Source organism: Bradyrhizobium sp. BWA-3-5 (assembly GCF_032917985.1).
GTDB lineage: Bacteria > Pseudomonadota > Alphaproteobacteria > Rhizobiales > Xanthobacteraceae > Bradyrhizobium.
The window spans coordinates 2,141,770-2,166,508 of sequence record NZ_CP136626.1 but is presented as its reverse complement, the minus strand read 5'-3'; the positions used below and the strand labels follow the sequence as shown (position 1 = coordinate 2,166,508).

At 60.8% G+C, this 24,739-nt stretch carries 24 protein-coding genes and 3 pseudogenes; 11 read left to right on the top strand and 16 right to left on the bottom strand.

The annotated features are described in order from the left end of the window. Positions 1 to 108: 108 nt before the first annotated feature. Positions 109 to 432 (bottom strand): hypothetical protein, encoded by a 324-nt coding sequence (locus tag RX331_RS10420; protein ID WP_317256469.1) that lies wholly within the window; start codon positions 430 to 432, stop codon positions 109 to 111. A gap of 185 nt (positions 433 to 617) precedes the next feature. On the opposite strand from RX331_RS10420, the gene RX331_RS10415 reads away from it, so the two are divergent. Beyond that, positions 618 to 839: a hypothetical protein gene (locus tag RX331_RS10415; protein WP_317258088.1), complete on the top strand. Its 222-nt coding sequence runs from the start codon at positions 618 to 620 to the stop codon at positions 837 to 839. Between the two features lie 9 nt (positions 840 to 848). On the opposite strand, the gene RX331_RS10410 is transcribed toward RX331_RS10415, so the two are convergent. From RX331_RS10410 to mddA, 6 genes and pseudogenes are all read right to left on the bottom strand, one after another. After that, positions 849 to 1,202: a phasin gene (locus tag RX331_RS10410; protein ID WP_283033243.1), complete on the bottom strand. Its 354-nt coding sequence runs from the start codon at positions 1,200 to 1,202 to the stop codon at positions 849 to 851. A gap of 441 nt (positions 1,203 to 1,643) precedes the next feature. After that, positions 1,644 to 1,850 (bottom strand): hypothetical protein, encoded by a 207-nt coding sequence (locus RX331_RS10405; protein ID WP_317256468.1) that lies wholly within the window; start codon positions 1,848 to 1,850, stop codon positions 1,644 to 1,646. Positions 1,851 to 1,986: 136 nt separating this feature from the next. Beyond that, positions 1,987 to 3,120, bottom strand: a complete 1,134-nt coding sequence (locus tag RX331_RS10400; RefSeq protein ID WP_317256467.1) for an alpha-hydroxy acid oxidase — start codon at positions 3,118 to 3,120, stop codon at positions 1,987 to 1,989. Between the two features lie 135 nt (positions 3,121 to 3,255). After that, a complete protein-coding gene (locus RX331_RS10395; protein ID WP_317256466.1) occupies positions 3,256 to 4,518 on the bottom strand; it encodes a CoA transferase in 1,263 nt (420 codons plus the stop codon). Between the two features lie 309 nt (positions 4,519 to 4,827). After that, positions 4,828 to 5,250, bottom strand: coding sequence for a GFA family protein (locus tag RX331_RS10390; protein WP_283033230.1), 423 nt, complete (start codon positions 5,248 to 5,250; stop codon positions 4,828 to 4,830). 2 nt (positions 5,251 to 5,252) lie between these two features. Further along, positions 5,253 to 6,052 (bottom strand): annotated as a pseudogene (mddA, locus tag RX331_RS10385) (methanethiol S-methyltransferase). Between the two features lie 133 nt (positions 6,053 to 6,185). Between mddA and RX331_RS10380 the strand changes: the two are divergent. Beyond that, positions 6,186 to 7,742, top strand: coding sequence for a winged helix-turn-helix domain-containing tetratricopeptide repeat protein (locus RX331_RS10380; RefSeq protein WP_317256465.1), 1,557 nt, complete (start codon positions 6,186 to 6,188; stop codon positions 7,740 to 7,742). A gap of 21 nt (positions 7,743 to 7,763) precedes the next feature. Here RX331_RS10380 and RX331_RS10375 read toward each other — a convergent pair whose 3' ends face one another. Further along, the gene (locus tag RX331_RS10375) at positions 7,764 to 8,819 is read right to left on the bottom strand and encodes a hypothetical protein (RefSeq protein WP_317256464.1); all 1,056 of its coding nucleotides are present in this window, start codon (positions 8,817 to 8,819) and stop codon (positions 7,764 to 7,766) included. Between the two features lie 333 nt (positions 8,820 to 9,152). On the opposite strand from RX331_RS10375, the gene bamA reads away from it, so the two are divergent. Next, positions 9,153 to 11,381 carry an outer membrane protein assembly factor BamA gene (gene bamA / locus RX331_RS10370; protein WP_317256463.1) on the top strand — a complete coding sequence of 743 codons (2,229 nt, stop codon included), beginning with the start codon at positions 9,153 to 9,155 and terminating at the stop codon, positions 11,379 to 11,381. Here bamA and RX331_RS10365 read toward each other — a convergent pair. From RX331_RS10365 to RX331_RS10355, 3 genes are read right to left on the bottom strand one after another with little or no spacing between them, the layout of a single operon-like run. Beyond that, the gene (locus tag RX331_RS10365; RefSeq protein ID WP_317256462.1) at positions 11,362 to 11,937 is read right to left on the bottom strand and encodes a DUF6456 domain-containing protein; all 576 of its coding nucleotides are present in this window, start codon (positions 11,935 to 11,937) and stop codon (positions 11,362 to 11,364) included. The genes bamA and RX331_RS10365 overlap by 20 nt on opposite strands. Positions 11,938 to 11,985: 48 nt before the next feature. Then, entirely contained in the window at positions 11,986 to 12,141 is a 156-nt protein-coding gene (locus RX331_RS10360) for a hypothetical protein (protein WP_317256461.1), read from the bottom strand. Beyond that, positions 12,138 to 12,680 (bottom strand): GcrA family cell cycle regulator, encoded by a 543-nt coding sequence (locus RX331_RS10355; protein WP_317256460.1) that lies wholly within the window; start codon positions 12,678 to 12,680, stop codon positions 12,138 to 12,140. The genes RX331_RS10360 and RX331_RS10355 overlap by 4 nt, the downstream gene beginning before the upstream one ends. 132 nt (positions 12,681 to 12,812) lie before the next feature. Between RX331_RS10355 and RX331_RS10350 the strand changes: the two genes are divergently transcribed. From RX331_RS10350 to RX331_RS10340, 3 genes are all read left to right on the top strand, one after another. After that, positions 12,813 to 13,448: a S24 family peptidase gene (locus tag RX331_RS10350; RefSeq protein ID WP_317256459.1), complete on the top strand. Its 636-nt coding sequence runs from the start codon at positions 12,813 to 12,815 to the stop codon at positions 13,446 to 13,448. 142 nt (positions 13,449 to 13,590) lie between these two features. Then, positions 13,591 to 13,866, top strand: a complete 276-nt coding sequence (locus RX331_RS10345; RefSeq protein ID WP_317256458.1) for a hypothetical protein — start codon at positions 13,591 to 13,593, stop codon at positions 13,864 to 13,866. A 158-nt stretch (positions 13,867 to 14,024) separates the two neighbouring features. Continuing rightward, positions 14,025 to 15,212: an OpgC domain-containing protein gene (locus tag RX331_RS10340; RefSeq protein ID WP_317256457.1), complete on the top strand. Its 1,188-nt coding sequence runs from the start codon at positions 14,025 to 14,027 to the stop codon at positions 15,210 to 15,212. 35 nt (positions 15,213 to 15,247) lie between these two features. On the opposite strand, the gene RX331_RS10335 is transcribed toward RX331_RS10340, so the two are convergent. Continuing rightward, positions 15,248 to 16,549, bottom strand: coding sequence for a glycoside hydrolase family 3 N-terminal domain-containing protein (locus RX331_RS10335; protein ID WP_317256456.1), 1,302 nt, complete (start codon positions 16,547 to 16,549; stop codon positions 15,248 to 15,250). 292 nt (positions 16,550 to 16,841) lie between these two features. Here RX331_RS10335 and RX331_RS10330 point away from each other — a divergent pair, with 292 nt between their 5' ends. Genes RX331_RS10330 through RX331_RS10320 form a run of 3 tightly spaced genes read left to right on the top strand, consistent with a single transcriptional unit; the run spans position 16,842 to position 20,662 of the window. Beyond that, positions 16,842 to 18,335, top strand: coding sequence for a DUF4173 domain-containing protein (locus RX331_RS10330; protein ID WP_317256455.1), 1,494 nt, complete (start codon positions 16,842 to 16,844; stop codon positions 18,333 to 18,335). 33 nt (positions 18,336 to 18,368) lie between these two features. Then, positions 18,369 to 19,073, top strand: a complete 705-nt coding sequence (locus RX331_RS10325) for a response regulator transcription factor (protein ID WP_317256454.1) — start codon at positions 18,369 to 18,371, stop codon at positions 19,071 to 19,073. Then, positions 19,070 to 20,662 (top strand): ATP-binding protein, encoded by a 1,593-nt coding sequence (locus tag RX331_RS10320; RefSeq protein ID WP_317256453.1) that lies wholly within the window; start codon positions 19,070 to 19,072, stop codon positions 20,660 to 20,662. The genes RX331_RS10325 and RX331_RS10320 overlap by 4 nt, the downstream gene beginning before the upstream one ends. Positions 20,663 to 20,670: 8 nt before the next feature. On the opposite strand, the gene RX331_RS10315 is transcribed toward RX331_RS10320, so the two are convergent. Continuing rightward, positions 20,671 to 20,832, bottom strand: coding sequence for a helix-turn-helix domain-containing protein (locus RX331_RS10315; RefSeq protein ID WP_317256452.1), 162 nt, complete (start codon positions 20,830 to 20,832; stop codon positions 20,671 to 20,673). Then, positions 20,829 to 20,983: pseudogene (locus RX331_RS38745) on the bottom strand (acetyl-CoA C-acyltransferase); the annotation flags it as partial. The pseudogene RX331_RS38745 and the gene RX331_RS10315, both read right to left, overlap by 4 nt. Before the next feature lie 73 nt (positions 20,984 to 21,056). Here RX331_RS38745 and RX331_RS10310 point away from each other — a divergent pair. After that, a complete protein-coding gene (locus RX331_RS10310) occupies positions 21,057 to 22,172 on the top strand; it encodes a Fic family protein (RefSeq protein WP_317256451.1) in 1,116 nt (371 codons plus the stop codon). A gap of 116 nt (positions 22,173 to 22,288) precedes the next feature. Further along, positions 22,289 to 22,497: pseudogene (locus RX331_RS10305) on the top strand (ATP-binding protein); the annotation flags it as partial. Between the two features lie 3 nt (positions 22,498 to 22,500). Here RX331_RS10305 and RX331_RS10300 read toward each other — a convergent pair. Then, positions 22,501 to 23,733 (bottom strand): acetyl-CoA C-acetyltransferase, encoded by a 1,233-nt coding sequence (locus tag RX331_RS10300; protein WP_317256450.1) that lies wholly within the window; start codon positions 23,731 to 23,733, stop codon positions 22,501 to 22,503. Between the two features lie 148 nt (positions 23,734 to 23,881). Further along, positions 23,882 to 24,739, bottom strand: coding sequence for a CoA ester lyase (locus tag RX331_RS10295; RefSeq protein WP_317256449.1), 858 nt, complete (start codon positions 24,737 to 24,739; stop codon positions 23,882 to 23,884).

Here is a 24,739-nt window from a genome sequence, read left to right as displayed (position 1 = left end):
ATGACATCACCCATCGCGTGATGCGCTGACGCGCTCGATCGGGTGCTCGCGATTTCCGGAATGATGTCCTTATGCCGGTGATTTGCCCGACATGTCAAACGCCGTCCTCTACTGTGGCTGTGGCGCCGGGTTAACCGGGTGAAGCGGCTTCGGCAGTGGCGGATCAGGCTCCACTTCGAGCCGGGGCTCTGTCGGAATCACCTGCGCGCCGGCCGCGCGCGCCGCCTCGCCGGTGTTGCTGTAGTTCGCGACGACCGGGTGCTCAACTTTCGGCTTGCTCCATGGCCCGTGGTCGACGACTAACATGCTGAGCACGCCGAAAACTGCGACGGCAATCGCAACCTTCAGCGGCCCGCCACCGGACCGGCTCAGACGATCTTCCGTCAAATCCTTAGCCATCTGAATATCCGAGTTGGCTTCCTTCGGGATCAACCGTTAATTTCCTTTGAGGTCAAATCGCGGCGAAGGGGAAGGTTCCGCATCAGCCATCAAGTGATCACGTTCGGGAACAAATCGCTCGACCGCGCATTGTCAGACATCAGCCCGTGACCTGACGGTTGCCGGGGCGCCGGAGTGAGTTGCAGAACGTGACGATCGAAGAGCCATCGCAGCCCGGTATGGCCGAACGCGCTATCGACACCGCAACCGACGTGTCGCGCACGCTGACGGAAGTGTCGGAGGGACTGCAGGCAGCCGTTGGCCGTCTCAGCGAGGCGATCGCGGCGGCACGGCGACCGGGAATGCCCCTCTCAACGATCAGTGCGATTACCCGCGAAGCGCCGCTGGCCAGCCTGTTCGTGGCCTTTCTGTTCGGCGTCGCGGTCGCACGCCGCCGCTAGAACCTCGTCTCAGAACTTGCCCTTGGTCGAATCCTTTGCAGCCGAGATCACCCCGCCGGTGATTTGCCGCATATGTTCCCCGGCGTTGGTGAACTGGCTGCGCAGAAATTCGGACTGGATCCGCAGCGCCTCCTGAAGGTCGGTCGCATGAACCAGCTTGCGGGCATGCTCGAACGCAGCCTTCATGTTCTGCTCGGTGAACGACAGTGCCTGTTTGGATATTTCCGTACCGGCGCCCGGCATCGAGGTCATGGACTTGCCAGCGGCATCGAAAAACATGCTGAATGCCTTTTCCGCCTGATCGATGGTTTTCTCGGCCAGTTCACGCAGCTCGGCCGGGACTTCGAGTTTCGGTTCAGTCATGGTCGCTTCTCCACTGTCGACCCTGCGAGGTTAGCATAAATCCCGGCGGCGTCTGCTTCGTATTGGGTCAGCCCCACCGGGCGCGAACCCAAAAGATCCGTCATTCAGCTCACCAGATCCGTCCGCCCGTAACCGTACGGGGCCGACAGCGGATTCCAATGGTGGCAACAGTGTGGCATAGTGATTCGGGTTAACGATCGATGTCGGTGGCGTTGCGTCTCTGGATTTAAGTCTCTCTCGGGACAAGGGGATAAAATGCTGCAAACGTTTCGGCCGACGCCAACCTGCACGCGGTTTCAAACCAGTATTGAAATGCCGTGCATGAAGTGCGGTGCACAAATGCGTCTGGCCGCGATCGAGCCGCGCGACCAGAACTACGACGTGTTGACCTACTGCTGCACGCCCTGCGCTTCCGGTGAGAGCTTCCTGAAGGCGCGCTGATCACGGCCCGTTCAGTGCCGCAATCCCGGCCGACGTCAGCACAAGCCCCTCTTCGTGCACTTCGACAAGGCCGAGGCCCGTCAACATCCTCAGATCTTCATCGCTGACCGGCGACAGCTTCAGCCGGCGCGCCTGAATATCGCGCAGCGACCAGCGAAGGCCGATCGCCCTTTCCAGACCAAGCTCGGCGAAAGGATTTTCCGCCATTCGCTTCCAACCATTGCGCCTTTCGGATCAAGATCTGTCATAGCGGCGGCGCGGTGCCCGCCGCTGACAATGCGGCAGACGCAATCGAGTTCCCCGGCCATATCGACCGGCGAAGGATGAGGCCGCAGCGCGATCCTCAGTAGCGATACGGCTCGATGTCCACCAAGGGAAACGCGCTGAACACGCTTGGCGGATTGGTCGATGTTGCCGGATGCAGGTAGGACTTGTCGAGTTCGGCAAAGCGGGTCACGCCGAGCAGTCCGAGACAGCGGATCACCTCGTCTTCCAGCAATTCGAGCATCCGCACGATGCCGGCCTCGCCTGCGGCCGCAAGCGCCCAGCATTGCAGACGGCCGATGCCGACCAGGTCGGCGCCGGAGGCGATCGCCTTCACGATGTCAGTGCCCCGGCAGAATGAACCGTCGACCATGATCCTGGCGCGGCCAGCAACGGCGTCGACGATTTCCGGCAGGACATGCATGGAGCCACGGCCATGGTCGAGTTGGCGGCCACCATGGTTCGAGACGTAGATCCATTCGACGCCGTGATCGATTGCGATCTTGGCATCTTCCGCGGTGGCAATCCCCTTGATGACCAACGGAATTTTGTACTTGTCCTTGATCAGCTTCACCGTGCGCCAGTCCAGCCCCTTCTGGAAATCACCGCCGGTCGCGCGGATGCGGCTTTCGCGGACATAGCGCTTGGCGATGTCACGCTCGCGCCGGCTGTAATGCGCGGTATCGACTGTCAGGCAGAACGCGGCATAGCCGTTGTCGATGCTGCGGCTCACGACGTCTTCGACGAACGCATCGTCCCCCCGCACGTAGAGCTGGTAGATACGCAGCGCGTCCGGCGCGGCCTTCGCGGTCGCCTCGAGCCCCGGTTCGGATACCGAGCTCAGCATGTGAGCGGCACCGAACTGCCCGGCCCCACGCGCCACCGCGGCGCCTGAATCGGGATCGAAAATTTCGAGCGCGCCGACCGGCGCGATCATGACCGGCAGACGCAAGCGGCGGCCCAGCACTTCGGTCGAGGCATCGACATCGGCGACATTGCGCAGAACCCGGGGCCGGAACGCGATCTCGTCGAGCGCCATGCGGTTGCGGCGCATGGTGGTCTCCGTCTCAGAGGCGCCGACGATATAATCCCAGGCGTTCTGGTTGAGCCGCGCGCGGGCCTTCCGGATGAATTCGTGGAGGTTCTGGAATTCCTCGCCGCTGGCGCCGAGTTCGACGTTTCTCGCCGGCCGGATGGGGGTCGCGTCGTTCATGCTGTTTCTCTCCCGCTTTTGGCGGCACATTAGCCGCAGACGAACGGGAAAAGCTACTGCTTTGAACGGCTTAGGCGCCATGCAAACGCAGGGAGGTTTGTTTGCGAGAGGCGCAGGGCGCCGAAGACCGACGCCTCAGCCGGTATTGCTGGCCTTGCCGAAAGCCCCGGCCTCGGCCAGATCAGCAATACGCCGCTCGTCATAGCCAAGCGTCTTCCGCAGCACTTCCTTCGTATGCTGGCCGAGCAGCGGCGCTGCCACGGGATCGATGGTCGGCGTCAGGCTCATCTGCACTGGTGTCTCAATATTGGGAACAGCGCCTGCCGTCGGATGCGGAATCCGGCTCAGCCGATGACGGTCGAGCACCTCCGGAGCGTTGAAGCCTTCCTCCACGGTGCGCAGATAACCGACGGGTATGTTGGCCTTCTTCATCTTCGCCATCCAGTTCTCGAGACTGTCGCTGGCAAAGACGCCGGCAATGATGGCGCGCAGCTTCTCCTTGTTGGCGGTCCGGTCCTTTCGGTGCGCGAACCGGGGATCGGTGACAAGGTCCGGCCGATCGAGCACGTCCACCACGAGCCGACGATAGAGGCGATCGTTGGCGCAGGCCATGTAGAGCGGTCCATCGGACGCCTGATAAACACCGACCGTGGGCGAGCCGTTGGGTGAATTTCCAAAACGTCCCGGATTCGCTCCGCTGATCAGATAGGCCATGCCATAGAAGCCGGTCATCGAGACGGCGGTGTCGATCAGCGCAACCTCGACCTGCTGGCCACGACCGAGCCGGTCGCGCGCGATCAGCGCCAACAGGATCGCGTTGCAGGCAGACATGCCTGTCGCCATGTCGACGATCGGCGGGCCGGTCCGCACCGGCTCCCCGTCGGGAAATCCGTTCAGCGACATGAAGCCGCTTTCGGCCTGCGTGATCGGATCGAAGCCCGGCCGCAAAGCGAACTCGCCCTTGCGGCCATAGGCCGAAATCGAACAGTAGATCAGCCGCGGATTGGTCGGCGCGACGGAGGCATAGTCCAGGCCGAACTTCTTCATTACGCCGCCGGAGAAATTCTCCACGACGACATCGGCCTTCGCGATCAGTTCGCGTGCGACCTCGAGCGCCGCCGGGTTGTTGAAATCAAGCGCAATGCCGCGCTTGTTGCGATTGAGGCTCAGAAAAGCCGCGCTCTCACCGCCGATTTCCGCGTGTTCATAGTGGCGGGTATCGTCGCCCCCATCGGGGTTTTCGATCTTGATCACCTCGGCGCCGAAATCGGCCAGCGTTTGCGTGCAGGCCGGGCCGGCAACGACCCGGGTGAAGTCGACCACCAGCAGACCATCCAGCGCGGTGGGCTCGCCCTTGGCGCGCGGCGTACGCTCCGGCAATTGCGGTCTGGCTGTCATTTCCGGCGTTTCCTTTTGTTTATTTTGCCTGGCGAAATGAAGGTTTTCGCCGCGACTTCAAGGCTTTCTTACCGGAACCGAATAGGGAACGCCAAACCCCGATTTTGCAGGGCCGGACCTGCCGCTGACATAGCTCTCAAGACGGCATGTCGGGCCACCGCATCGCCTCGCATCCCGGACCAAACCCGGTCATGCCCGAAAGGCGCCGCCCGCCTCCAGGTCTGGTCCGGGAAACGGGCGGCGTCCCACCAATGAACGGGCCTCGCGAACGTCCGAAACGCCACTACTTCTGCAAAAGATCGCCTTCCCCTATTCGGCGACCATCTCGCCGGAGCCGCCGAGCTCGGCAGGAAAGTCCTTCAGCTTCGGCAGCCCGTCCCGCATCGGCAGCACCGTCTCGGCGTAGTTGACGTGCACGCCCGCCTTGAAGGGAAGCGTCGGAAGGGTGGCGGCGAAGACATCGACAAGTCCGAGCGTCGGATGATTGGTCATCAGATGACCTCCGCACTCCGCGCAGTATTTGCGCTGGCTCATCGCAGTCTTTGCGAATGTCGAGACATGTTGCGCCCCCGCCGTGACCCGGACCGCATCCGGCTTCCACAAGGTGAACGCGTTCACCGGTCCGCCGGACCATGAGCGGCAGGAGCGGCAATGGCAATAACCCATTCCCTCCGGCTCACCCGTGACCTGGATCTCGACCGCGCCGCAAAAGCAGCTTCCAGTGTGTTTCATGACTAGTTTGTCTCCTTACAGATGATTGCCAAGTATTCAGGAAAGCTTGTGCCAGGGAGCAGCATCGAAACCCTCTCCCGATAGCGGCGATACCGATCACCGAACATATCGACGAGGTCGCGCTCTTCGAGCTTTATGCCGATCAATATATAGGCCTCACTGCCGCAAACAATAGATGCCCGGCAGTCATCACGGGTGCCGCCCAGAAGGCGATGATGAAACCGAGATAGATCGGGTGCCGGACGAACCTGTAGAAGAAAGGTGTCCGGAAAACCGGCGGCGGCATCTCGCGGCCGACGAGGTTGTTCGCAACCTGTCCGAACAATTCGAAATGGTTGATCAGGAAGGTGCTCGTAAACACGGTCACCCAACCGACGAAAGATGCCGTCGCGATCAGCATGGCCATTTCGGGCTCCTGGACATTCCAGATCACGGCCGGCATCGGCCGCCACTGCCAGAACAACAAGAGTAGGGTCAGGCTTGCGCACAATACATAGGTGCTGCGCTCGACAGACCGCGGAATAAACCGCGTCCACCAGTGTTTGAATGACTTCCGCGCCACGACGCTATGTTGGATCGCAAACAACGATATCAGTATGAGATTGACCACAATTGCCTCGAATAGTCCGGCTTTCGGGCCGGTCTCGATGGTCTTTGGCACGGCGAAATCGGACACGAAGCCGATGGCGTACAGAATCGTGAAGTGAAATGTGAGGTAGGCCACACCCCCGAACAAAAATGCAGTGAATTTTAGTATCGTATTACCCGGAGTCGCTGGGTGAAGGATTTGGGTCGCCGTCATGAAAGTCGCTCCGTTACGGCAAATGGATTGCAGCTGCCGTCCTTGAAACGTTGCACGAAGAGCGTCCACAGGACTTTGCGTTATTCTTCAGCTCTTCTTCAGACGGACTTGATTGTTTCTTGAGAAAGCACACGTGAAATTCAATTTCGATAATCATATCCTGGACACGGACCGTCGCGAGCTCCGTTGCGGCGGCGAGTTGGTGGCGATGCAGCCGCAGGTATTCGACCTGCTGGTCCACCTGCTGAAACACCATGATCGTGTGGTCAGCCGCGACGATCTCATTGCCTTGGTGTGGGACGGACGGATCGTCTCCGACTCGACGCTGGACAGCCGGATCAACGCCGCGCGAAACGCGATCGGCGACAACGGCAAGGAACAACGGCTAATCCGTACCATCCCGCGCAAGGGGCTTCGCTTCGTTGGCACCGTTAACGGCCCGTGCGACGCGAAGGCTGCGTCGCGCGTCGAAGCCGAACAATCGCGCGCGGGACTAATGCTGCCCGATCGTCCCGCGATCGCGGTACTTCCGTTCGACAATATGAGCGGCGAGCGGGAGCAGGAGTATTTCTCCGACGGAATCAGCGAGGACATCATTACGGCGCTGTCGAAATTGCGCTGGTTCTTCGTGATCGCGCGCAACTCCTCATTCACCTACAAGGGCAAGCCGGTCCACATGAGGCAGATCGCGGCCGAGCTCGGCGTGCGCTACGTGCTTGAAGGCAGCGTACGCAGGGCCGGCGATCGCGTGCGCATCACCGCGCAGCTCAACGACACCTCGACCGGCAGTCACATCTGGGCGGAGCATTACGACCGCGACCTCACCGACGTCTTTGCAGTACAGGACGAAATTACCGACGCCATCGTCGCCGCGATCGAGCCGCAGATCTATGCGGCGGAGAATTTTCGCAGTCGCCGCAAGCCGCCCAACAGCATCGATGCATGGGACCTCGTGATGCGGGCGCTATCGCATCACTGGCGCGTAACGCGCTCCGACAGCCAGGCCGCGCAAACGCTGCTGGAGCACGCCATTGCCATCGATCCGGACTACGGTCAGGCGCTCGCCCTGTTCGCGACCAACAATATGTTCGGCGTGCATCTGGGCTGGAGGGACCTTGCCGCCGCAGCGCCCATTGCTGAACAAGCGGCGTTGGCGGCGATTGCCGCTGACAGCGAGGACGCCTGGGCGCATACGGCGCTCGGCAGCGTCTATTTCTCCACCCGCCGGCTGGACCATTCGTTGGCCGAGTTCGAGCTGGCTCTGCAACTCAACCCGAATTTCTCCCTGGCGCAGGCATATTATGCCTTGGCGCTATCCTATGCCGGGCGATGGACCGACTCCTATGACGCGACCCAGCGTGCGATCCGTCAAAGCCCACGTGATCCGTCTTCCGCGATCTATTACGGCGTTGCCGCCTACGCGCAGTTCGTCGGAAGGAATTATCACGAAGCGATCACGCTCGCGCGCGAGGCGACCCGTCAGCGTGGCGACCTGACCGGCGCCCATCGGGTACTAACCGTCGCCGCCGGCATGACCGGACAGATCGAACTCGCCTGCTCCGCGCTTCAGGAGTTGAAGCGGGCCCAGCCGAACATTTCGCTCGCCTGGATCGCGACGCAGCTCCCCTGGAAGCATGATGTCGACCGCGAACACTATCTCGAAGGCTTTCGCCGCGCAGGACTGGAATGAGCAGCAGCGACAGTGCGTCGACTACTGCTGCTTCTCCCAGAACGACAGCAGCCCTTGCGAGGCCGAACCGCCGATCACGCAGGGAATGCCAACCGCCACCTGCCCTAACGCGGCAGCGGAGACGCAGCCGAGCGCGACCGCGCCGACACCGACCTGCCCCCAGAAGCTGAGGTCGCGACGGCTATCGGAGCCCTTGGTCTTGAGTTCGTCCACGGCGGCCAGCGCATCCCTGCGCAGTGGCGCGATTTGCACGGTGTCTGCCGCCTCGACCACCTCAGCGAGCGGCGCTTTCACCGCCGCCGGTTGCCGGGCAAGTTCGCCGCGCAGATATTCGCGCAAACTGCCATCGCGAATAGCGTAACTCGCGAGCGTGTAGCGCGCCATGCTTCCGACCGTCAGCTTGTCGACGGTATCGCGGCTCTTGCTCCACGGCAGCATTTGGACGATGCGCTGGATCGGCGCATGCGAGCCGGTCGCAAAGTAATAGCCCCACAGCGTATCCAGCAAATCCTGGTTGCTCGCAAAGGTGAGCGTCGTGCTCACTTTGCGCTCGTCCTTTGCGAAAGGATTCTTGGTGAAGGCCCCGCGCAGCTTGTCCATCATGCCAGGCTTTGTCTCTTCCAGCGGAATGTCGGTCAAGGTCGGCAGCTTGCCAGCCAGGTAGGCGTCGATCATGATCCGCCGGCCCGGCATGCGTGGCGCGACCCGGCGCAGCACGTTTCGCCAGTCGGGCAATCCCGAATAGGCGATGGCGCGGACGATCACCCATTCGTCCTCGGGGCGGACGGGGAAGAAGCTGGCAATGAGTTGCTCGGCCTTGGCCGGGTTCGAGCCGATCGCACCGGCAACGAAGCCGAGATAGATGCCGGCGTTCTCCGGCTCCTTGAACGTCTGCGAGTGAAACAGCACGCGCACGGCCGCCGGAACGTGGGCGTAATCCGGCTTGGCCCGGTAGTTGTAGATCCATCTCTGGACGACGCCGAGCGAGGCGCTGGGGTCGACTTCCTGTGTCTTACCTGCATGCGCGGGCTGAATCAGCGTGAGCGCGGCGGCGACAACGAAAGCTGCATAACGCATGTGATGCTCCTGCGAGGTCGGACACCTGCGCAATTCGGATGCGCATAGCCCAGGCTCTCAAGGCGAAGCATGAAGCGCTCATTGCGACAATTCTGAGAAAATCGGCCTCGACAAAAGACGCCAAAATTGTGGCCCATCGTCAAAACTCGCCCGCAACTCACCTTATGCCAGACATTTTTTTGCCCCGCCGTGGCAATTCGATCACACCCGATCAACTGGGAGTCCTGCAGGGACGTGGAGATCAGAAGCATCACGCAGCGCAGCCGATCAGCCTGCTGGCTAGTCGGCGCCGTTGGCTTGATCCTAGCGACGCCGGTCGCCGCCGAAACGGTTGTGCCAACGCAGACTTCGATCATCGTCGAAGGAAACCGCCGCGTCGACGCCGAAACCATCCGCTCCCATTTTCATCCATCCAACGATGGGCATTTCGACGAGATCGCACGTGACGCCGCCTTGAAGGCGCTGATTGCAACGGGCCTGTTTGAGAAGGTGACCATCGAGCACGTGGGCGAACGGCTGATCGTAAGTCTCTCCGAAGCACCAGTGCTCGGCCGCGTCGCGTTTGAAGGCAACAAGAAGGTCAAGGACACCGACCTTGCCGCCGCCGTCGAAGCTAAGCCGCGCGGCTCGCTGCAACGTGCGACCGTGCAGTCCGACGTCGGCCGCATCATCGAGGTATACCGGCGCGCCGGCCGCTCCGAGGTGCGTGTTGATCCGCAAATCATCGACCACGGCAGTGGCCTGGTCGACCTCGTTTATGTCATCACGGAAGGCGCAAAGACGCCGGTGCGGCAGATCAGCTTTACCGGCAATAAGGCCTTCGGCGAACGCCAGCTCCGCGCGGTCATCAAGACGTCCGCGACATATATGTTGAGCTTTCTGACCGGCGGCAACGTTTACGATCCCGACCGCGTCGCGCAGGACCAGGAACAGTTGCGGCTCTACTACCGCGGCAAGGGCTATGCCGATGTCAACGTGGCGGCGGCGAAGGCCGAGTATGACCCAGCGACAAAGGGGTTTACGCTGACCTTCGCAATCGACGAGGGTCCGCTCTATCAGTTCCGCGAAGTCAGCGTCGCCTGCAACATCCCGGGCATGGATTGCGACAAGCTTCGTGCCGTCCCCACCGCCCGCGCGGGCGCAGTGTTCGACGGCAACGCGCTGGACAAGTCCACCGAGTTGCTGGCGATCGAAATGGCAAGGCTCGGCTACCCCTTTGCCCAGGCAACCCCTCGCCTGACCCGCGATGCCGCCACGCAGCGCGTCGATGTCGCCTTCGTGATTGACGAAGGACCCCGCGCCTATGTCGAGCGGATCGAGATTCATGGCAACACGCGCACCCGCGATTACGTGATCCGGCGCGAATTCGACATCGCAGAGGGCGATCCCTACAACAAGACGCTGATCGACCGGGCCGAACGCCGTCTGAAGAACTTGAATTACTTCAAGACGGTTAAGATAACGAACAGGCCGGGCTCGGCGCCGGACCATGTCATCCTCGATGTCGAGGCGCTTGATCAGGCGACCGGCGACTTCAATATCGCCGGCGGCTATTCGACCGTCGACGGCGCGCTCGTCGAGGTCAAAGTTGGTGAGCGCAATTTCTACGGCACGGGCAAGAATGTTCAGGCCACCTTTACCTACGGCCAATATGCACGTGGCATCAATCTGGCGGCATCCGAACCCTATTTCCTCGGCACCAAGGTCGCGGCCGGAATCGAGCTTTTTGGCCGGCAAGCCGATGTCAGCAGCTATCAATCTTATGGCAGCACCACTTACGGCGCGAGATTTCAGCTCGGCACGCCCATTACCGAGGAAATCGGCGTGCAATGGCGCTACTCGATCTACAACCAGAACATCACGCTCTCGCCGAACAGCTCCGGCCTGATACCGTCGCTCGCGGTTCGGCAAGCGGCCGCCGCCGGTCCGACCTGGGTCTCTGCACCTGGCAGCACGACGACCTACAGCACGCTGGACAACACCAAGAGCCCGACCAGCGGAATCAGGTCGCAGCTCAGCCAGGATCTGGCTGGACTTGGTGGCGACATAAAATTTCTGAAGACCACGGAAGACGTGCGCTATTACAAGTCGATCAACAGCGACCTCGTCGGCATGGTTCGCGCGCAAGGTGGTTACGTCACCGGCTGGGGCGGCCAGCAGGTGCCGCTGATGAACAATTTCTTCGGCGGTCCCACCATGGTGCGCGGCTTTGCGCCGAACGGATTCGGACCGCGCGACCTGACGCCGGGCACCACGATGGATAACGTCGGCGGCAGCGCCTATTGGGCAACGACCGCCGAACTGCAGAGCGCCATCCCCGGCATCCCCAACGAATACGGCCTCAGGGCCACCGCTTTCGTCGATGCCGGCAGCGTATTCGGTTACAGCGGGTCGACGGCAGGGCTGCAGGTCGCCAACAAGAATGTCGTTCGCTCCTCCGTCGGAGCGGGCCTGACCTGGGCCTCCCCGTTCGGCGCCCTGACCGTCGACTACGCCATACCGCTGACCAAGGCAGCCTATGACGTCGTGCAACCGCTGCGATTTAGCGCTGGAGGGTTTTGACGGAAATTGGATGCTCCGTCGCAAAGCCATACAAGAGCGCAAGCCGGTCAAGGCACTCGCGAAATCGTTTCGAGAAGTAATCTTGCCAGCGCTGGGTGCTGAGGTCCCTCCGCCGGCCGACCTGCTCCATCGTCAGGCCATGGACCAGAACATCATGCACCAACGCAGAACCGTCAGCGCCGAGTTCGCGTTCGGCCCGGTTCAGCCGAAGCACGGCCTTGCGCTGGCTCTCGGTGATCGGCTCGCGCCCCTGCCCGCCCTCGACAAAATCCCGCGTCGGATCGACCGCGCGCGGACCGCGCTCAGCCTTCTCCCAGTCGCTCTGGAACGCCCGTCCCGCCTGAAACTGCGCTTCGTCGATCTGGCGATGGGAATGCAGCCGGCCAAGCGGGTCGTTGCGGATCGAACGTAGGACGACGATCTTCTCACCGGGATCCAACGCCAGGGGATTATCGACCTCAACGGTTGCTACTTCGGCATGACGCGGCAACTCGCGCGAACGTCGGTCATGTACCTTGGCAGGGTTGTACGGCTTTCGGCGTTTGACTCTCGGCATCTGATGCACTCCTTGAAGGCGGCGGGAAATTGGTTTTGGATGAAAGGGCTAGTCGGCTGACGCGGCCGACATTTCCTGGCGCAGCAAGCTCGACACTTCGTCCCTGCGGCCGCCCTTCTGTGGGGCGCGCAGATGAGCAATCCGGTGACGGAGCGGCAGCCGCTTCAGCCTCTCGGCGAGGCAAGTCTCGACTGTGTTCTTCATGCCATCTCCACCAGCCACAGCGAGGCTGCGCTCACCGCACGTTCGGGCGGCTCGACCGGATCTCGGCACAAGTGAAAATGCGGAGTGCAATAGCTTGAACCCGCGCGGCGCGGATGGCCGCAGAAAGTGATGACCTCGCCCTCTTCATCGCCGCCATAGGGATAGCGGCAGTCTCCCCGCTCGAGTTCGACCAGTGAGAGACGCCGCGGCTCGATCTCCACGCAACGCAGCTTGGGCAGCTTGACTGGCCCGAATTCTTTGAACACCGGAACCGGCCAGGGAAGCTCGAGCTTCCTGACTTCGCTGGCATGGGGCTCTACGACGGAACGCGATTCCGCAGCCTTGCGAGGCATCGACGGTTGCCTGCGATCCTCCGGCCCCAGCCCCAGACGCCGGGCACGCCCAAGCGCGGCATTGCGAGAGTAAGCCGTATTGAATCGCGAATTGATGGTGCGCGCGGCTTCCGCGTAGCTCAGGCCCTTGGCAATACATTCCCGCAGCGCATCCGAATGCTCGGACGCCCAGTTCCACAGTTCCATTGTTGTTTTCCTTCGCTCGTCAACGCAGCCCGACGCAGAGGCACCAATTTCTGATATTCCGAAATAAAAGTCAAGCTTGATTTCGGATATTCGGAACTGCTACGGTTTCTGAGATTCGGAAAGGATTCGGCCATGCTGGATGTGAGACTGATCGAACGGGGCCTGGAAAAGCCGGGCAAGACCAAGGGCGGATTGGCCGCCGCGATGGGTGTGCGGGCCGGCGCGGTGTCCGAAATTCTCTCCGGGATACGCCTGATCAAGGCGTCCGAAATCACACCTATCATCGAGTATCTCGAACTGAACTCGGTGCCGATCATGGGCCGCGTCGGCGCCGGCGCATCGATCGAGCCCGAGCATGAGCAGGTGCCGCCGGAAGGCCTCGGCGAGGTCGAACTGCCCTTCCCGATCGCCGAAGAGACCATCGCCTTCGAAGTATCCGGCGATTCCATGCTGCCGAAATACGAGAATGGCGACATCATCGTGGTCTATCGCGAGCAGCGCCACCCCCTGTCGAGCTTCTATGGCGAGGAAGCGGCCGTTCGCCTGAAGACCGGCGAGCGTTATCTGAAAACCATCGAGCGGGGAAAATCGCCGACCATGGTCAATCTCAAGAGCTTCAACGCCAAACCGATCAACGGCGTGAAGCTGGAATGGGTCGGCGAGATCTGCGTCACCCTGCCAAGGGGCCAGATCGAACGGTTGCGGAGCAAGGCTGCGGCCCGGGCGCGCAAGGCGGCAAGGGCCTCAGGCCGTTCATCGGACAAATAGGATCAGGGCGGCTTCCGGAGCAATCGACTTAATTCGGAAAAATTTCTGTTTTCCAGAATTAACGCTTGACTAATTTCCGATTTTCCGAAATACTGCTCGCCATCGTCGATTCCGGCGAACGGGATGGGATCAGATCGCCAGCATGCAGTATTTCGTCGTGATGATCGACTACGGCCGCCGCGGCCGCGAGGCCATCGTCGATCCAGAAGTAACAAGGCGCGAAGTCGTCTCCCGCATCGCTTCGGGTGAATACAGGAATATCAGCTTCATTCATGAAATCGCTGACTGCTCGGTCGAGGACGTCACTGCCGAAATTCTCACCGAGGCAGCACTGCCTGACATCGGCCCGACCGGCGCCGACCTGCAAGCCGACCAGTTCGATCACGTCCGCGACCTGCGCAAGCACGAGCGGGCATAACCGTCTGGCTATATCTCAAAAAATTGTGATTGATGCGCGACTGTAATCGTCGACAGGCTGATTAACTATTCTTCACGCAAAGTCTATTCCGACGCTGCGGACAGTCGCGGTATTGTCGCGATTCGATTCCTCCGACCTGCAAAGTTCTTAAAACCTCAATGTATCCGTCAATGAAGGCCGAGCTCGCCGGGCGCGACGGCGATCTCCGACTCTGTCTCCTGCTTGGTATCGCAGCCTGGTTTCTTTTTCTGGATCATGTGCCGCACAATGCGGTCAGCCTGCTGACCATGCGCAATTTCGGCTTCAGCGGCGCCACAGATCTGTTCGTGTTCGTCGGCGGCTATACGGCCGCAATCCTCTATGGACGGATGATGCTGGAGCGCGGCTTCGTCGTCACGGCAACCCGTATCTTCAAGCGGCTGTGGCAGCTTTATGCCGCCTATATCGTCCTGTTCGTGATCTACATCGATCTGATCGGATATGTCGCGCGCAAATCGCGTGCGTCCGAACTGATCAGCGATTTCAACGTCACCGGAATCGTCGACCATACGGTCCGGACCCTGATTCACGGCCTGCTGCTGCAGGCCAAGCCGCTCAACCTCGATGTGCTGCAACTTTTGATCGTGCTGATGGCGGTCTTCCCGCTCGTCCTGTTCGGCATGGTACGCCGCCCGAACATCACGATGGCGACATCAGCTGGTCTCTACGCCGCAGCACGCCATTTCGACTGGAATCTATCATCGTTTCCGAATGGAAAATGGTACCTCAACCCGTTTTGCTGGCAGCTCCTGTTCGTGCTCGGCGCCTGGCTGGCGCTGAGTGGCGCGAATCAGATCCGTACCCTGCGTACGCTTCAGGAATTCGCGATCCTGCGCGCCATTGCGTCGTTCTACCTGCTGTTTGCCCTTGCCGTGACGGTGGCGGGGAAATTTCCCCAGGCCGGCCTCGTCCCGGACGTGTTGCGCGACGTGTTCCTGCCCGACCATAAGGAAAATCTGGCCCCGTACCGGGTGCTTCATTTTCTCGCGCTGGCATTTCTATTTGCCTACATCGTTTCGCGGGACTGGTCTGGATTCCGATGGCCGGCACTGCAGCCGATCATCAAATGTGGCCAGGAGTGGCTGGCCGTGTTCTGCGCCGGCGTGTTTCTTTCGTTTGCCGGGCATCTCGTCCTGATCACCGGACCAGATTCGCTGGTCATGCACGTCCTGGTCAGTGTGGCTGGCATTTCGATCATGACGGGCGTTGCCTACTATGTGTCCTGGTCGAAACGGCAGGATCAAAAACCCGCGTTCCAGGCCCGTGCGATGACTGGACTGCCGGAGCAAGGCCGGTTCGCGAAGTAATAATCGCGCCGGCTCTCCTCGCGTCCCGGTGGCCTTCAATCAACCGGGAATGCCGCCTTCAACCGCACTTCACTCGCGCCGAGCATGGCAGCATCGAGCCTTTCCTCGACTGCTGCCGCCAACGCGCAGCTGAAGATGCGATAAAACTGCGTGCCGTCGAAGGCGACCAGCAGCAGATCGACGCCGGCATTGAGCGCTTCGACCACCGCCGAGCAGACATTGCGCTGGTAGATCGCCCCCATCACGAGATCGTCGGTCATGACGACCCCCTGATAGTTCCACTTCCTGCGGATGATGCCGTCGACGACCCGCTTGGAATGCGACGCCGGCCGGTCCGGATCGACCAACGTCAACGTCACATGCCCGACCATCAGTTGCGCCTTCGAACCGGCCAGCACTTTTCTAAGCGGAATCCAGTCGGACGCTTCGAGTTCGTCGACGGGCGTGTCGAGTTCAGCGGTGAAATGATGGGTATCCGTTCGTACCCGCCCAAGCCCCGGAAAGTGCTTCACCGTTGCGCCGACACCGGACGCTTCGAGGCCGCTCACATAGGCGCGGGCGATATCGGCGACGACGGCCGGATCGTCGGAAATCGCGCGTTGGCCGATCAGCGTGTTGAAGTCGAACCGGTTGCGTTTCGGTTCGGGCCGCAGATCGAGCACCGGCGCCAGATTGAGATTGACGCCCAGCGCCGCCAGCTCCTGCCCGTGAGTGCGCCCGAACGCTTCCGCTTTCTCGGCACGCACATGCGGCGCCAGACCCGCGAGCGTCGATAGCGCCGGCAGCTTGGTCAGGGGCGGCGCCAGATGCGATACGATCCCGCCTTCCTGGTCGGCCGCGACGATCAGCGGCGGCAGGCCTGCAGCACGCCGTTTTTCCTGCAGCGCCGATATCTCCTCTTTCAGACGCGCCGCCGACGATCCAGCGATATTGTGCTTGGTGATGTAGACACCCGAAATCAGTCCCTTTTCGGCGAGCGCCGAAACCTCGGGGAATGACGAGTATCCGACGACAAAGTGCCGCCCAAGGTTTCGCACTTGCGGAGCTTCCGCCTGCAGCACCCGCTGCTTGCGCCATTCGAACGCGCCATGCGCACCGAGCATCGAAAGGGATGGCAGCCACCACAGCAGAATGAGCGCTCTTCCTATAACGCCTCTCCTCCAATGGCCGCGGCGAATGAGGATAATTGCAACGGCGATGCTCGTCGCGACCAGAACGATGTTTCCCCAACCGCGCAGTGAGATCAGATAGGGATCATTCTTGTTGACCGCCGCGAACACGAAGAGTGCTCCGGCGAACCAGACCAGGACGAGGCCAACACGTCTGAGAATTTGCATGAGATTACGATTTTGCGCGGGGAAGTCGGACGGGACGATTGCCCGTATCAAACTTGTCCCGATAGCGCGAGGCGCATAACGACACCTGCATAGAAACTGCATAAAAATCCTGAACTCTTGCAGAGCGCAATCCAATCAACTGCACAACCGCTCCGGATAGTTCGCCACGCAACCAGGCGGCGATCATCGAATGCCTATTCCGACAAGACTGGCCAACGACGGATGGTGGCTATGCGACCGCCCCGGAACGGCACTGATTTGCAGTTTTCCCCTCCAGACAGGTGGCGCAAGAATGACCGATCTCACCACGCCAACATCCGATGCCAGCTCCGCCCAGGCGAGTCCGCAATCCGTCAAGCCTGCGATCGCTCTCGCGCTGGCGGCGTTGGCCGACTGGCTGTTCTACGGGCATCAGATCGGAATTTCTGCCGTCGCCTTCGCCCTCGCGCTGGTTGCAGGATCGTTTGCCGCCAACTTCGCAAGGTTGAACAGGAGTCGGTTGTTGCTGGCAGCCGCCCTCGTGCTCGCTGGGCTTATACCTGCGATCGAGGAATTCAACGCAGCCTCCCTGGGTTCCATCGTTCTTGCGCTCGGCATCGCTCTGCTGCTGACGACCAATCCGCAGCGGAGCGGTCTCGGCGAGCGAGCGGCGGCGTTGTGCGATCTGTATCTGGTCGGCCCATTCAGGTTTTTCCGGGACGCCGTGGGGCTATTCAACCTGCCGACTTTGAAGAGCGGCCTTACCGTGTGGTTGGTCCCCGTGGCTCTCGGCGGCGTTTTCGTGTTTCTGCTCGTCTCGGCGAATCCCTTGCTCGAGAAATGGGTCCGCCTGATGAACCCGGGCGATGCTGCATCCTATGTTAGCTTGGGGCGAATATTGTTCTGGACCGTGGCTCTATCGGTCATCTGGCCGTTTATCCAAGTATGGTGGCGCAGCAAAGCGGAAGCAATGCCGCCCGTCTTGACCGATGCGGCGGCCCCCGAGCGAACGCCATCGTCGCACCACATCGAGTTTTTCGGCGTCGCCACAATCCTGCGGTCGCTAGTCCTGTTCAACCTGTTGTTCGCCGTTCAGACCATTCTTGATGCCATCTACCTCTGGGGTAACGCGGCCCTCCCCGCCGATATCAGCTACGCGTCATATGCGCATCGGGGCGCTTACCCGCTCATCGTCACAGCGCTATTGGCCGCGGGCTTCGTTTTGGCGGCAATGAGGCCCGGCGGACCGGCCGAACAATCGCGCGTGGTCCGCCCGCTGGTCTATCTGTGGGTGGCACAGAATGTCCTGCTTGTGCTGTCGTCGATCCTGCGCCTCGATCTCTATGTTCAAGTCTATCTCCTGACCTGGTGGCGCGTCGCGGCATTCATCTGGATGGTCTTGGTCGCGCTGGGCCTCGTTCTCATCGTCGCACGCATCGTTCTGAACCGTTCGAATGATTGGCTGATCCGTGCCAACCTCATCACCCTGACGGCTACGCTCTACACCTGCTCGCTGATCAATTTCGCCGCCATCATCGCCGACTACAATGTCAGCCACAGCCGCGAAGCCACCGGCAAGGGCGTGTGGATCGACATGAACTACCTGTTTTCCCTGGGACCTCAGGCACTGCCGGCGATCGACCGGGCCATTGCCCTCCGAGGGATCGATCCCACCCTTGTTTCCCGCCGTGGTTGCCTTGTAGAACAGCAGGTGAAAGACACGACTTTCTGGCGCTCCTGGGGTTTTCGGAGCTGGCGCCTCCAGCGCGCCATGGGCGCCCAGCCGAAGAGTTCGACCGCAGGCTAATTCGACCGCTGACGATTGCGCCAGGAGAGACGTTTGACGCACCGCATTCTCATCGTTGACGACGATCTTCACATACGCGAGGTCATCCGCGTTGCCCTGAAGAAGGCCGGAATGACCGTATTCGAGGCGCGGGACGGCAAGGAAGCGCTGACCCGCTTTGGCTCCGACAAGCCGGATCTGATCATTCTGGATATCGGCATGCCGGAATTCGACGGCCTCGACGTCTGCCGGGAAATCAGAAGGTCATCGAGCGTTCCGATCCTTTTTCTGTCCGCGCGCGACGAAGAGATCGATCGCGTCCTGGGCCTCGAAATCGGCGGCGACGACTATGTCACCAAGCCGTTCAGCCCACGCGAGCTGGTTGCGCGGGTGAACGTCATCCTGCGCCGCATCGCGGTGCGCGGCCAGGAGACCAGAGCGTCCGCGGCAGCGTTGTCGCAAGGCAGGCTGTCCGTCGATCCGGAGCAGCATATCGCCGAGTTCGCGGGCACGCCGCTGCGTCTGACGGCGATCGAGTTCGGAATTCTCCGGGCCTTTCTGACGCGGCCAACCTTTGTCTTCAGCCGCGAGCAGATCATGGGCGCCGCCTATCAGCTCAACATCCAGGTATCGGATCGCACCATCGACAGCCATATCCGCAATATCCGCGCCAAGCTATCGGCCGTGAACTGCGACAACGTCATCGAAACCATTCACGGCGTCGGCTTCAAGCTCGGCCGATGCGAGCCGCAGCCATGACGTCGCGGGCGCGCAAGAAGTGGCGACCATCGCTTGGACTTGTCATTTTCGGCATGCTCGCCTCGGTAGCGATGCTGCCTCTCGTCGGACTATTCTTCTTTCGTCTCTACGACAATCAGCTCATCCGTCAAACCCAGGCCGAGCTGATCGCCCAAAGCCGGGTGCTGGCCGCCGTCTATGCGCGTGAAGTGGAGGCACGGCTTGCGGCTGGAATAGTGCTCGGCGCTGAGATTCCACCCGAAGCGCGGCCGGACCGGGAGGACCAGCTAACCCCGATCCGCCCCGCCCTCGATCTGGCCGCTGGCGGCGATCTGCTCCGGAGACGGCCGAATGCCCTTCCGGCCAACGCACCTGCATCGGCCGCGTATGTCGAGATCGGCTCGCGGTTGATGCCGATCATCCTGGAAACGCAGAAGGTCACGCTGGCCGGCTTCCGTATCCTCGATTCCCGCGGCATCGTTATCGCCGGGCGCGACGAGGTCGGCCAGTCACTCGCCCATATCGAGGAAGTGGCGACGGCGCTACGCGGCCAATACCGGGCCGTGTTGCGAATTCGCAAACCGGACAAACCTCCGCCGCCCATCTACTCGATCAGCCGAGGCGTCGGCGTGCACGTATTTTCGGCGATGCCCGTCATCGTCAACAACCGCGTAGCGGGCGTTGTCTACACATCGAGAACGCCAAGCAACATCTTCGATCACTTCTATCAGGAGCGCCGCAAGTTCATTCTCGCCGGTCTTACCGTTGTCATGGCGACCGTTATCATTGGCCTGATTTTTTCCCGCACCATTACCCGCCCGATGCGCGAGTTGGTCGATCGGGCCAAGCGGATCGGCCGCGGCGATCGCGAGGCATTCCAGCCACTCGCCCATTACGGCACGCGCGAGTTCGCTCAACTGTCCGACAGCTTCCTCGACATGGCCGAACAATTGTCGCGACGGTCGGACTATATTGCGACGTTCTCCTCGCACCTCACGCACGAACTGAAGTCGCCGCTGACCTCCATCAAGGGCGCCGCCGAGTTGCTGCTGGATTCTTTGCAATGCAAATCCGACAACCTCACCCGGATGGAACAGAAGAACTTCATCTCGAACATTCTGAGCGATACCGGCCGCCTGGAAGCCATGACCCAGCGGCTGCGCGAGCTGGCCCGCGCCGAGACAGTGCCGCAGAACGAGCGCACCGAATTGTCGCAGGTCATCGGCGGATTGAAGAGCCGGTTTCCGACGCGCGCGATCGATGCGACCGGCTGCCTGGACCGCTCGATCGGCATGTCCAGCGAAAAGGCCCTGATTGTCCTGTCGCACCTCACCGACAACGCGATCCGTCACAATGCGAAGAACGTCCGGCTCGACACTGTTGCTGAGCCAACCTCCGTCCGGATGACCGTCAGCAATGATGGCGACCCGATCTCGGAACCGAACCAGGAAAAGATCTTCGATGCCTTCTTCACCACCCGCCGCGACACCGGCGGGACGGGAATGGGCCTCTCGATCGCGCGGGCCGTGATGACCAGCCACGGCGGATCGATCCGGCTGTTGCCGACCAGCGAAGGCGTTGCATTCGAATTGCAGTTTCCGGCCGCCTAAAGGGGCGGTCAAGCGCGCTCGATGATGATGGCCATGCCGCCGGCAGCGCACATTGTCGACACATCCCGTTTAAGGTTGCGAGCAATCATTCGCATCGACTCACCGGCGGCACTCAGACGATAAATCTCGATCCGCTCTTCGAGGCTGAGCTGGCCATAACATTGTCTCATCGCAACAACACCATAACAGGCGGTGCACTTGTTCTGTGAACCGAGGACATCGTCACCAGTCGGCGCTTGAGATCGCGCCGTTCCAACTCGTCCAGCACCGTGCCGATCAGGATCGAGCCGGTTGCACCGATGAGTGACCGAGCGCGATCCCTTGAGTTATAAGAATTCTTGCTATAGCTCATAAAACAGTATATTATGAGCTATAGCGGAGATTTCTATAACTCATGTGGAACTGGGAAAATCCTGATTGGCCCAAATTTACCTATGATTCGAAGCGCTTAGAGTCCCTCGAGGCCAAGTTTCTCGTCAAATCCGGCGAGTTCTTGGGCGCATTCAAGCATGTCGGCCAGGATGACCGTGACATGCTCAAAATCGAGCTTATCAGTGAAGAAGCGGTAAAAACCTCGGAAATTGAAGGCGAGATACTGCGGCGCGACAGCGTACAGTGTTCGCTGCGTCAGCAATTCGGACTCGAGGGAGATGCTACCAACATCAACGAAGCCGAGCATGGCATCGCGGAAATGATGGCGGACCTCTACAAGAGATTTGCGGATCCGCTAACGCACAACATGTTGTTCGATTGGCACAAGATGCTGATGAGCGGCGATCGGCAAATCGAGGACATCGGCGGCTACCGCACCCATCCCGAACCGATGCATGTTGTGACACCCATTGCAGGAAGGCCCAAAGTTCACTTTGTGGCGCCTCCCTCCAACAGAATGAAAAAGGAGATGGATTCGTTCATCACCTGGTTCAATGACAGCGCACTCAAGGGGAAGAATCCCCTGCCCGCCCTTACCCGTGCCGGCATCGCGCATCTTTATTTCGTGTGCATTCATCCGTTCGAGGATGGCAACGGCCGTATCGGACGCGCCATAGCGGAAAAGTCGTTGGCCGAAAATCTGGGGCAACCGACGCTCATCGCGCTCGCCTATACAATCGAGCGCAGCCGGCGGCTCTACTACGAGGCCTTGGAGCGAAACAATAAAGACCTCGAAATCACTGATTGGCTGAAATACTTCGCGGGTACGATTCTCGAAGCACAGCAGAATACAATCAACCGTGTTGATTTCTACGTTGCCAAGGCCAAGTTCTATCAACGCTTTCGTGGCCGGTTAAACGAGCGCCAAGAGAAAGCCGTAGCGCGCATGTTCCGAGAAGGTATTGACGGCTTCAAGGGCGGCCTGAGCGCGGAAAACTACCTAAACATCACAAAGATTTCGCGCGCGACGGCGACGCGAGACCTACAGGAATTGGTAGAGATGGGCGCCTTCACGAAAACTGGTGAGCTGCGGCACACACGGTACAGCCTGAAACTGTCGGAAGAAAATAAAAGGTGAATACTGAGTTGGCAAGGCGCACCGCTAGACTGAGGGCGAGTATGTTCCGCTGACCCACGACGGCAGCGCTGCGGCGGATTATTTTCGCGTGTTAGGCCAAGATAACGGCTCGCGACCTCTTGATGACCGTCAGCAATGACGGCGATCCGATCTCCGAACCGAACCGGAAAAAACTTTTTGGTGCCTTCTTCACCACCCGCCGCGACACCGGCGGCACCGGCATGGGCCTCTCGATCGTGCGGGCCGTGATGACCAGCTACGGCGGATCGATCCGGCTATTGCCGACCAGTGAAGCGTTGCCTTCGAGTTGCAGTTCCTGAGATGACCGTCAAAGGCGCTCGATGATAATGGCCGGCGCCATGCCGCCGGCGGCGCACATTGTCACCAGGCCGCGCTTCAGATCTCGCCGTTCCAGCTCGTCGAGAATAGTGCCGATCAGGATCGAACCGGTTGCGCCGATGGGGTGACCGAGCGCGATCGAGCCGCCATTGACGTTGACCTTGTCGCGGTCGAGCTTGAGGTCCCGGATGAACTTTTCGGCGACGACCGCAAAAGCCTCATTGATCTCGAACAGGTCGATGTCGTCGAGCGTCAGGCCGGCCTTGGCCAGCACCTTGCGCGCGGCCGGCACCGGTGCATTCAGCATCAGCGTCGGCGAATCCCCCATATTCGCCATCGCAACGACACGCGCACGCGGCTTCAGACCGTAGGCCTTTGCATAATTCGGCGACGCCAGCAGGATAGCGGCCGAGCCGTCAACCACGCCGGAGGAGTTGCCGGCATGGTGCACGAAGTTGATGTCGAGATCAGGATACTTGTCCAGGATCATTTTGCGATAGGTCGTGCCCTTGTCGTCGAGAGCATAGTCCGCGATCGCCGGAAACGCCGGCTTCAATCCGGCGAGCCCTTCGAGCGTTGTCTGCGGCCGTGGATACTCCTCGCGGTCGAGTGCGAGGCTGCCGTCTTCGCGGTAAACCGGCACGAGGCTCTTGTCGAAATAGCCGCCCTTGATGGCGGCCGCCGCCCGCTTCTGGCTCTCAAGGCCGAGCTCATCGACGTCCTGTCGCGTGATGCCTTCCAGCGTCGCGACCGCGTCAGCGCAGACGCCCTGATGGGATTGCGGGTGCCGGGCGCGCAGACGGAGATTGCCATTGTCCATCATGAATGGCCCCTCGCCGCGACGGCCCTCCATCGACATCATTTCGGTGCCCCCAGCGATCACGAGATCTTCCGAACCCGACATGATCGCGTTGGCTGCCATGTTGACGCTGGTGATGCCGGAACCGCAGAACCGGTCCAGCGTCACGCCGCTGGCGCGCACGTCATAGCCGGCATCGAGCGCCGACATCCGTCCAAGATCGCCGCTCTGCTGGCCGCGCTGCGAACTGGTGCCCCAGATGATGTCATCGACATCAGCGGTATTGATGCCGGTGCGATCGGCCAATGCGCGCAGCACCGTGGCGCCGAGCTGCTGCGGATGAATGCCTGACAGGGCACCCTTGCCCGCCTTGCCGATGCCCCGCGGCGTCCTGCATGCGTCGATGATTAGCGCGTCAACCATGGTGTATATCCTTATTAGTTCGTTGGCCGCATTTGCCGTCGGCTAAACTATAAAGTCAATCTGATAGGTCCGTAGCCCGATGAGCGCAGCGATATCTGGGACCTTCTCAATATTCGACCCGGATGTCGCTTCGCTCGTCCGGGCTACGTTACCGTCCCCGCAATGCTAGAATCTTCTCAGCCGCACGCAAATGCGGCTTGTCGATCATCTTGCCGTCGATCTTTACCACTCCCGAGGTCGGCTCCTCATTGAACGCTTTCACGACCTTCTCCGACCAAGCGATCTCCTCATCCGTCGGCATGAAGGCGGCGTTGACGACGTCGACATGCTTTGGATGGATCACCGCTTTGGCGAGGAACCCATCCTGCCGCGCGGCAATGGATTCTTCGCGCAGGGAGTCAAGATCGTTGATATCGGTGGCAATGGTATCGATCGCAACGACCCCCGCCGCAGCGGCGCTGATCAGGCAAAGGTCTCGCGCCAAAAGGAACGGCCCATGATAATGGCCATCCGTCCGGTTACGCGACGCACCGAGCGAAGCGGCGAGATCCTCGGCGCCCCACATCATGCCCCACAGCCGCGGGCTCATGTTCTCGAAATCGAGCAGCTTGAGGACCGCCCGCGCCGTCTCCGTCGCTACCGTAACGATCCTCGTTGTCCCATGCTCAATTCCGGCGGCCGCCTCGAAAGCATCGAGATAGAGGGAAAGGCGGTTGACGTCGATAGCGCCGGCGCATTTCGGCAGCACGATGCCGTCGGGCCGGCCCGGCATCACAGCGGCGAGGTCGCCAAGCGCCAGGTCGGTATCGAGCGCATTGACGCGAACGTAGGCCTTCTGGCTAGGGTTCCGCGCGCTAAGCATATCGCGCACCGTCTTCCGCGCACCGACTTTCTCCTCTGGTGCAATGGAATCCTCGAGGTCGAGGATCAGCGCATCGGCGGCCGTCTTCTTGGCACTCTCGAACTTGCGCAGGCTGTCGCCTGGAACGAACAGGAACGATCGCAT

Bases quoted from the DNA above. Each gene is read 5' to 3' on its own strand.
- RX331_RS10415 (WP_317258088.1), top strand. From the start codon at position 618: ATGGCCGAACGCGCTATCGACACCGCAACCGACGTGTCGCGCACGCTG.
- RX331_RS10410 (WP_283033243.1), bottom strand. From the start codon at position 1,202: ATGACTGAACCGAAACTCGAAGTCCCGGCCGAGCTGCGTGAACTGGCC.
- RX331_RS10405 (WP_317256468.1), bottom strand. From the start codon at position 1,850: ATGGCGGAAAATCCTTTCGCCGAGCTTGGTCTGGAAAGGGCGATCGGC.
- RX331_RS10400 (WP_317256467.1), bottom strand. From the start codon at position 3,120: ATGAACGACGCGACCCCCATCCGGCCGGCGAGAAACGTCGAACTCGGC.
- RX331_RS10395 (WP_317256466.1), bottom strand. From the start codon at position 4,518: ATGACAGCCAGACCGCAATTGCCGGAGCGTACGCCGCGCGCCAAGGGC.
- RX331_RS10390 (WP_283033230.1), bottom strand. From the start codon at position 5,250: ATGAAACACACTGGAAGCTGCTTTTGCGGCGCGGTCGAGATCCAGGTC.
- RX331_RS10375 (WP_317256464.1), bottom strand. From the start codon at position 8,819: ATGCGTTATGCAGCTTTCGTTGTCGCCGCCGCGCTCACGCTGATTCAG.
- RX331_RS10365 (WP_317256462.1), bottom strand. From the start codon at position 11,937: ATGCCGAGAGTCAAACGCCGAAAGCCGTACAACCCTGCCAAGGTACAT.
- RX331_RS10360 (WP_317256461.1), bottom strand. From the start codon at position 12,141: ATGAAGAACACAGTCGAGACTTGCCTCGCCGAGAGGCTGAAGCGGCTG.
- RX331_RS10355 (WP_317256460.1), bottom strand. From the start codon at position 12,680: ATGGAACTGTGGAACTGGGCGTCCGAGCATTCGGATGCGCTGCGGGAA.
- RX331_RS10350 (WP_317256459.1), top strand. From the start codon at position 12,813: ATGCTGGATGTGAGACTGATCGAACGGGGCCTGGAAAAGCCGGGCAAG.
- RX331_RS10345 (WP_317256458.1), top strand. From the start codon at position 13,591: ATGCAGTATTTCGTCGTGATGATCGACTACGGCCGCCGCGGCCGCGAG.
- RX331_RS10340 (WP_317256457.1), top strand. From the start codon at position 14,025: ATGTATCCGTCAATGAAGGCCGAGCTCGCCGGGCGCGACGGCGATCTC.
- RX331_RS10335 (WP_317256456.1), bottom strand. From the start codon at position 16,549: ATGCAAATTCTCAGACGTGTTGGCCTCGTCCTGGTCTGGTTCGCCGGA.
- RX331_RS10330 (WP_317256455.1), top strand. From the start codon at position 16,842: ATGACCGATCTCACCACGCCAACATCCGATGCCAGCTCCGCCCAGGCG.
- RX331_RS10320 (WP_317256453.1), top strand. From the start codon at position 19,070: ATGACGTCGCGGGCGCGCAAGAAGTGGCGACCATCGCTTGGACTTGTC.
- RX331_RS10315 (WP_317256452.1), bottom strand. From the start codon at position 20,832: ATGAGACAATGTTATGGCCAGCTCAGCCTCGAAGAGCGGATCGAGATT.
- RX331_RS10310 (WP_317256451.1), top strand. From the start codon at position 21,057: ATGTGGAACTGGGAAAATCCTGATTGGCCCAAATTTACCTATGATTCG.
- RX331_RS10300 (WP_317256450.1), bottom strand. From the start codon at position 23,733: ATGGTTGACGCGCTAATCATCGACGCATGCAGGACGCCGCGGGGCATC.
- RX331_RS10295 (WP_317256449.1), bottom strand. From the start codon at position 24,739: ATGCGATCGTTCCTGTTCGTTCCAGGCGACAGCCTGCGCAAGTTCGAG.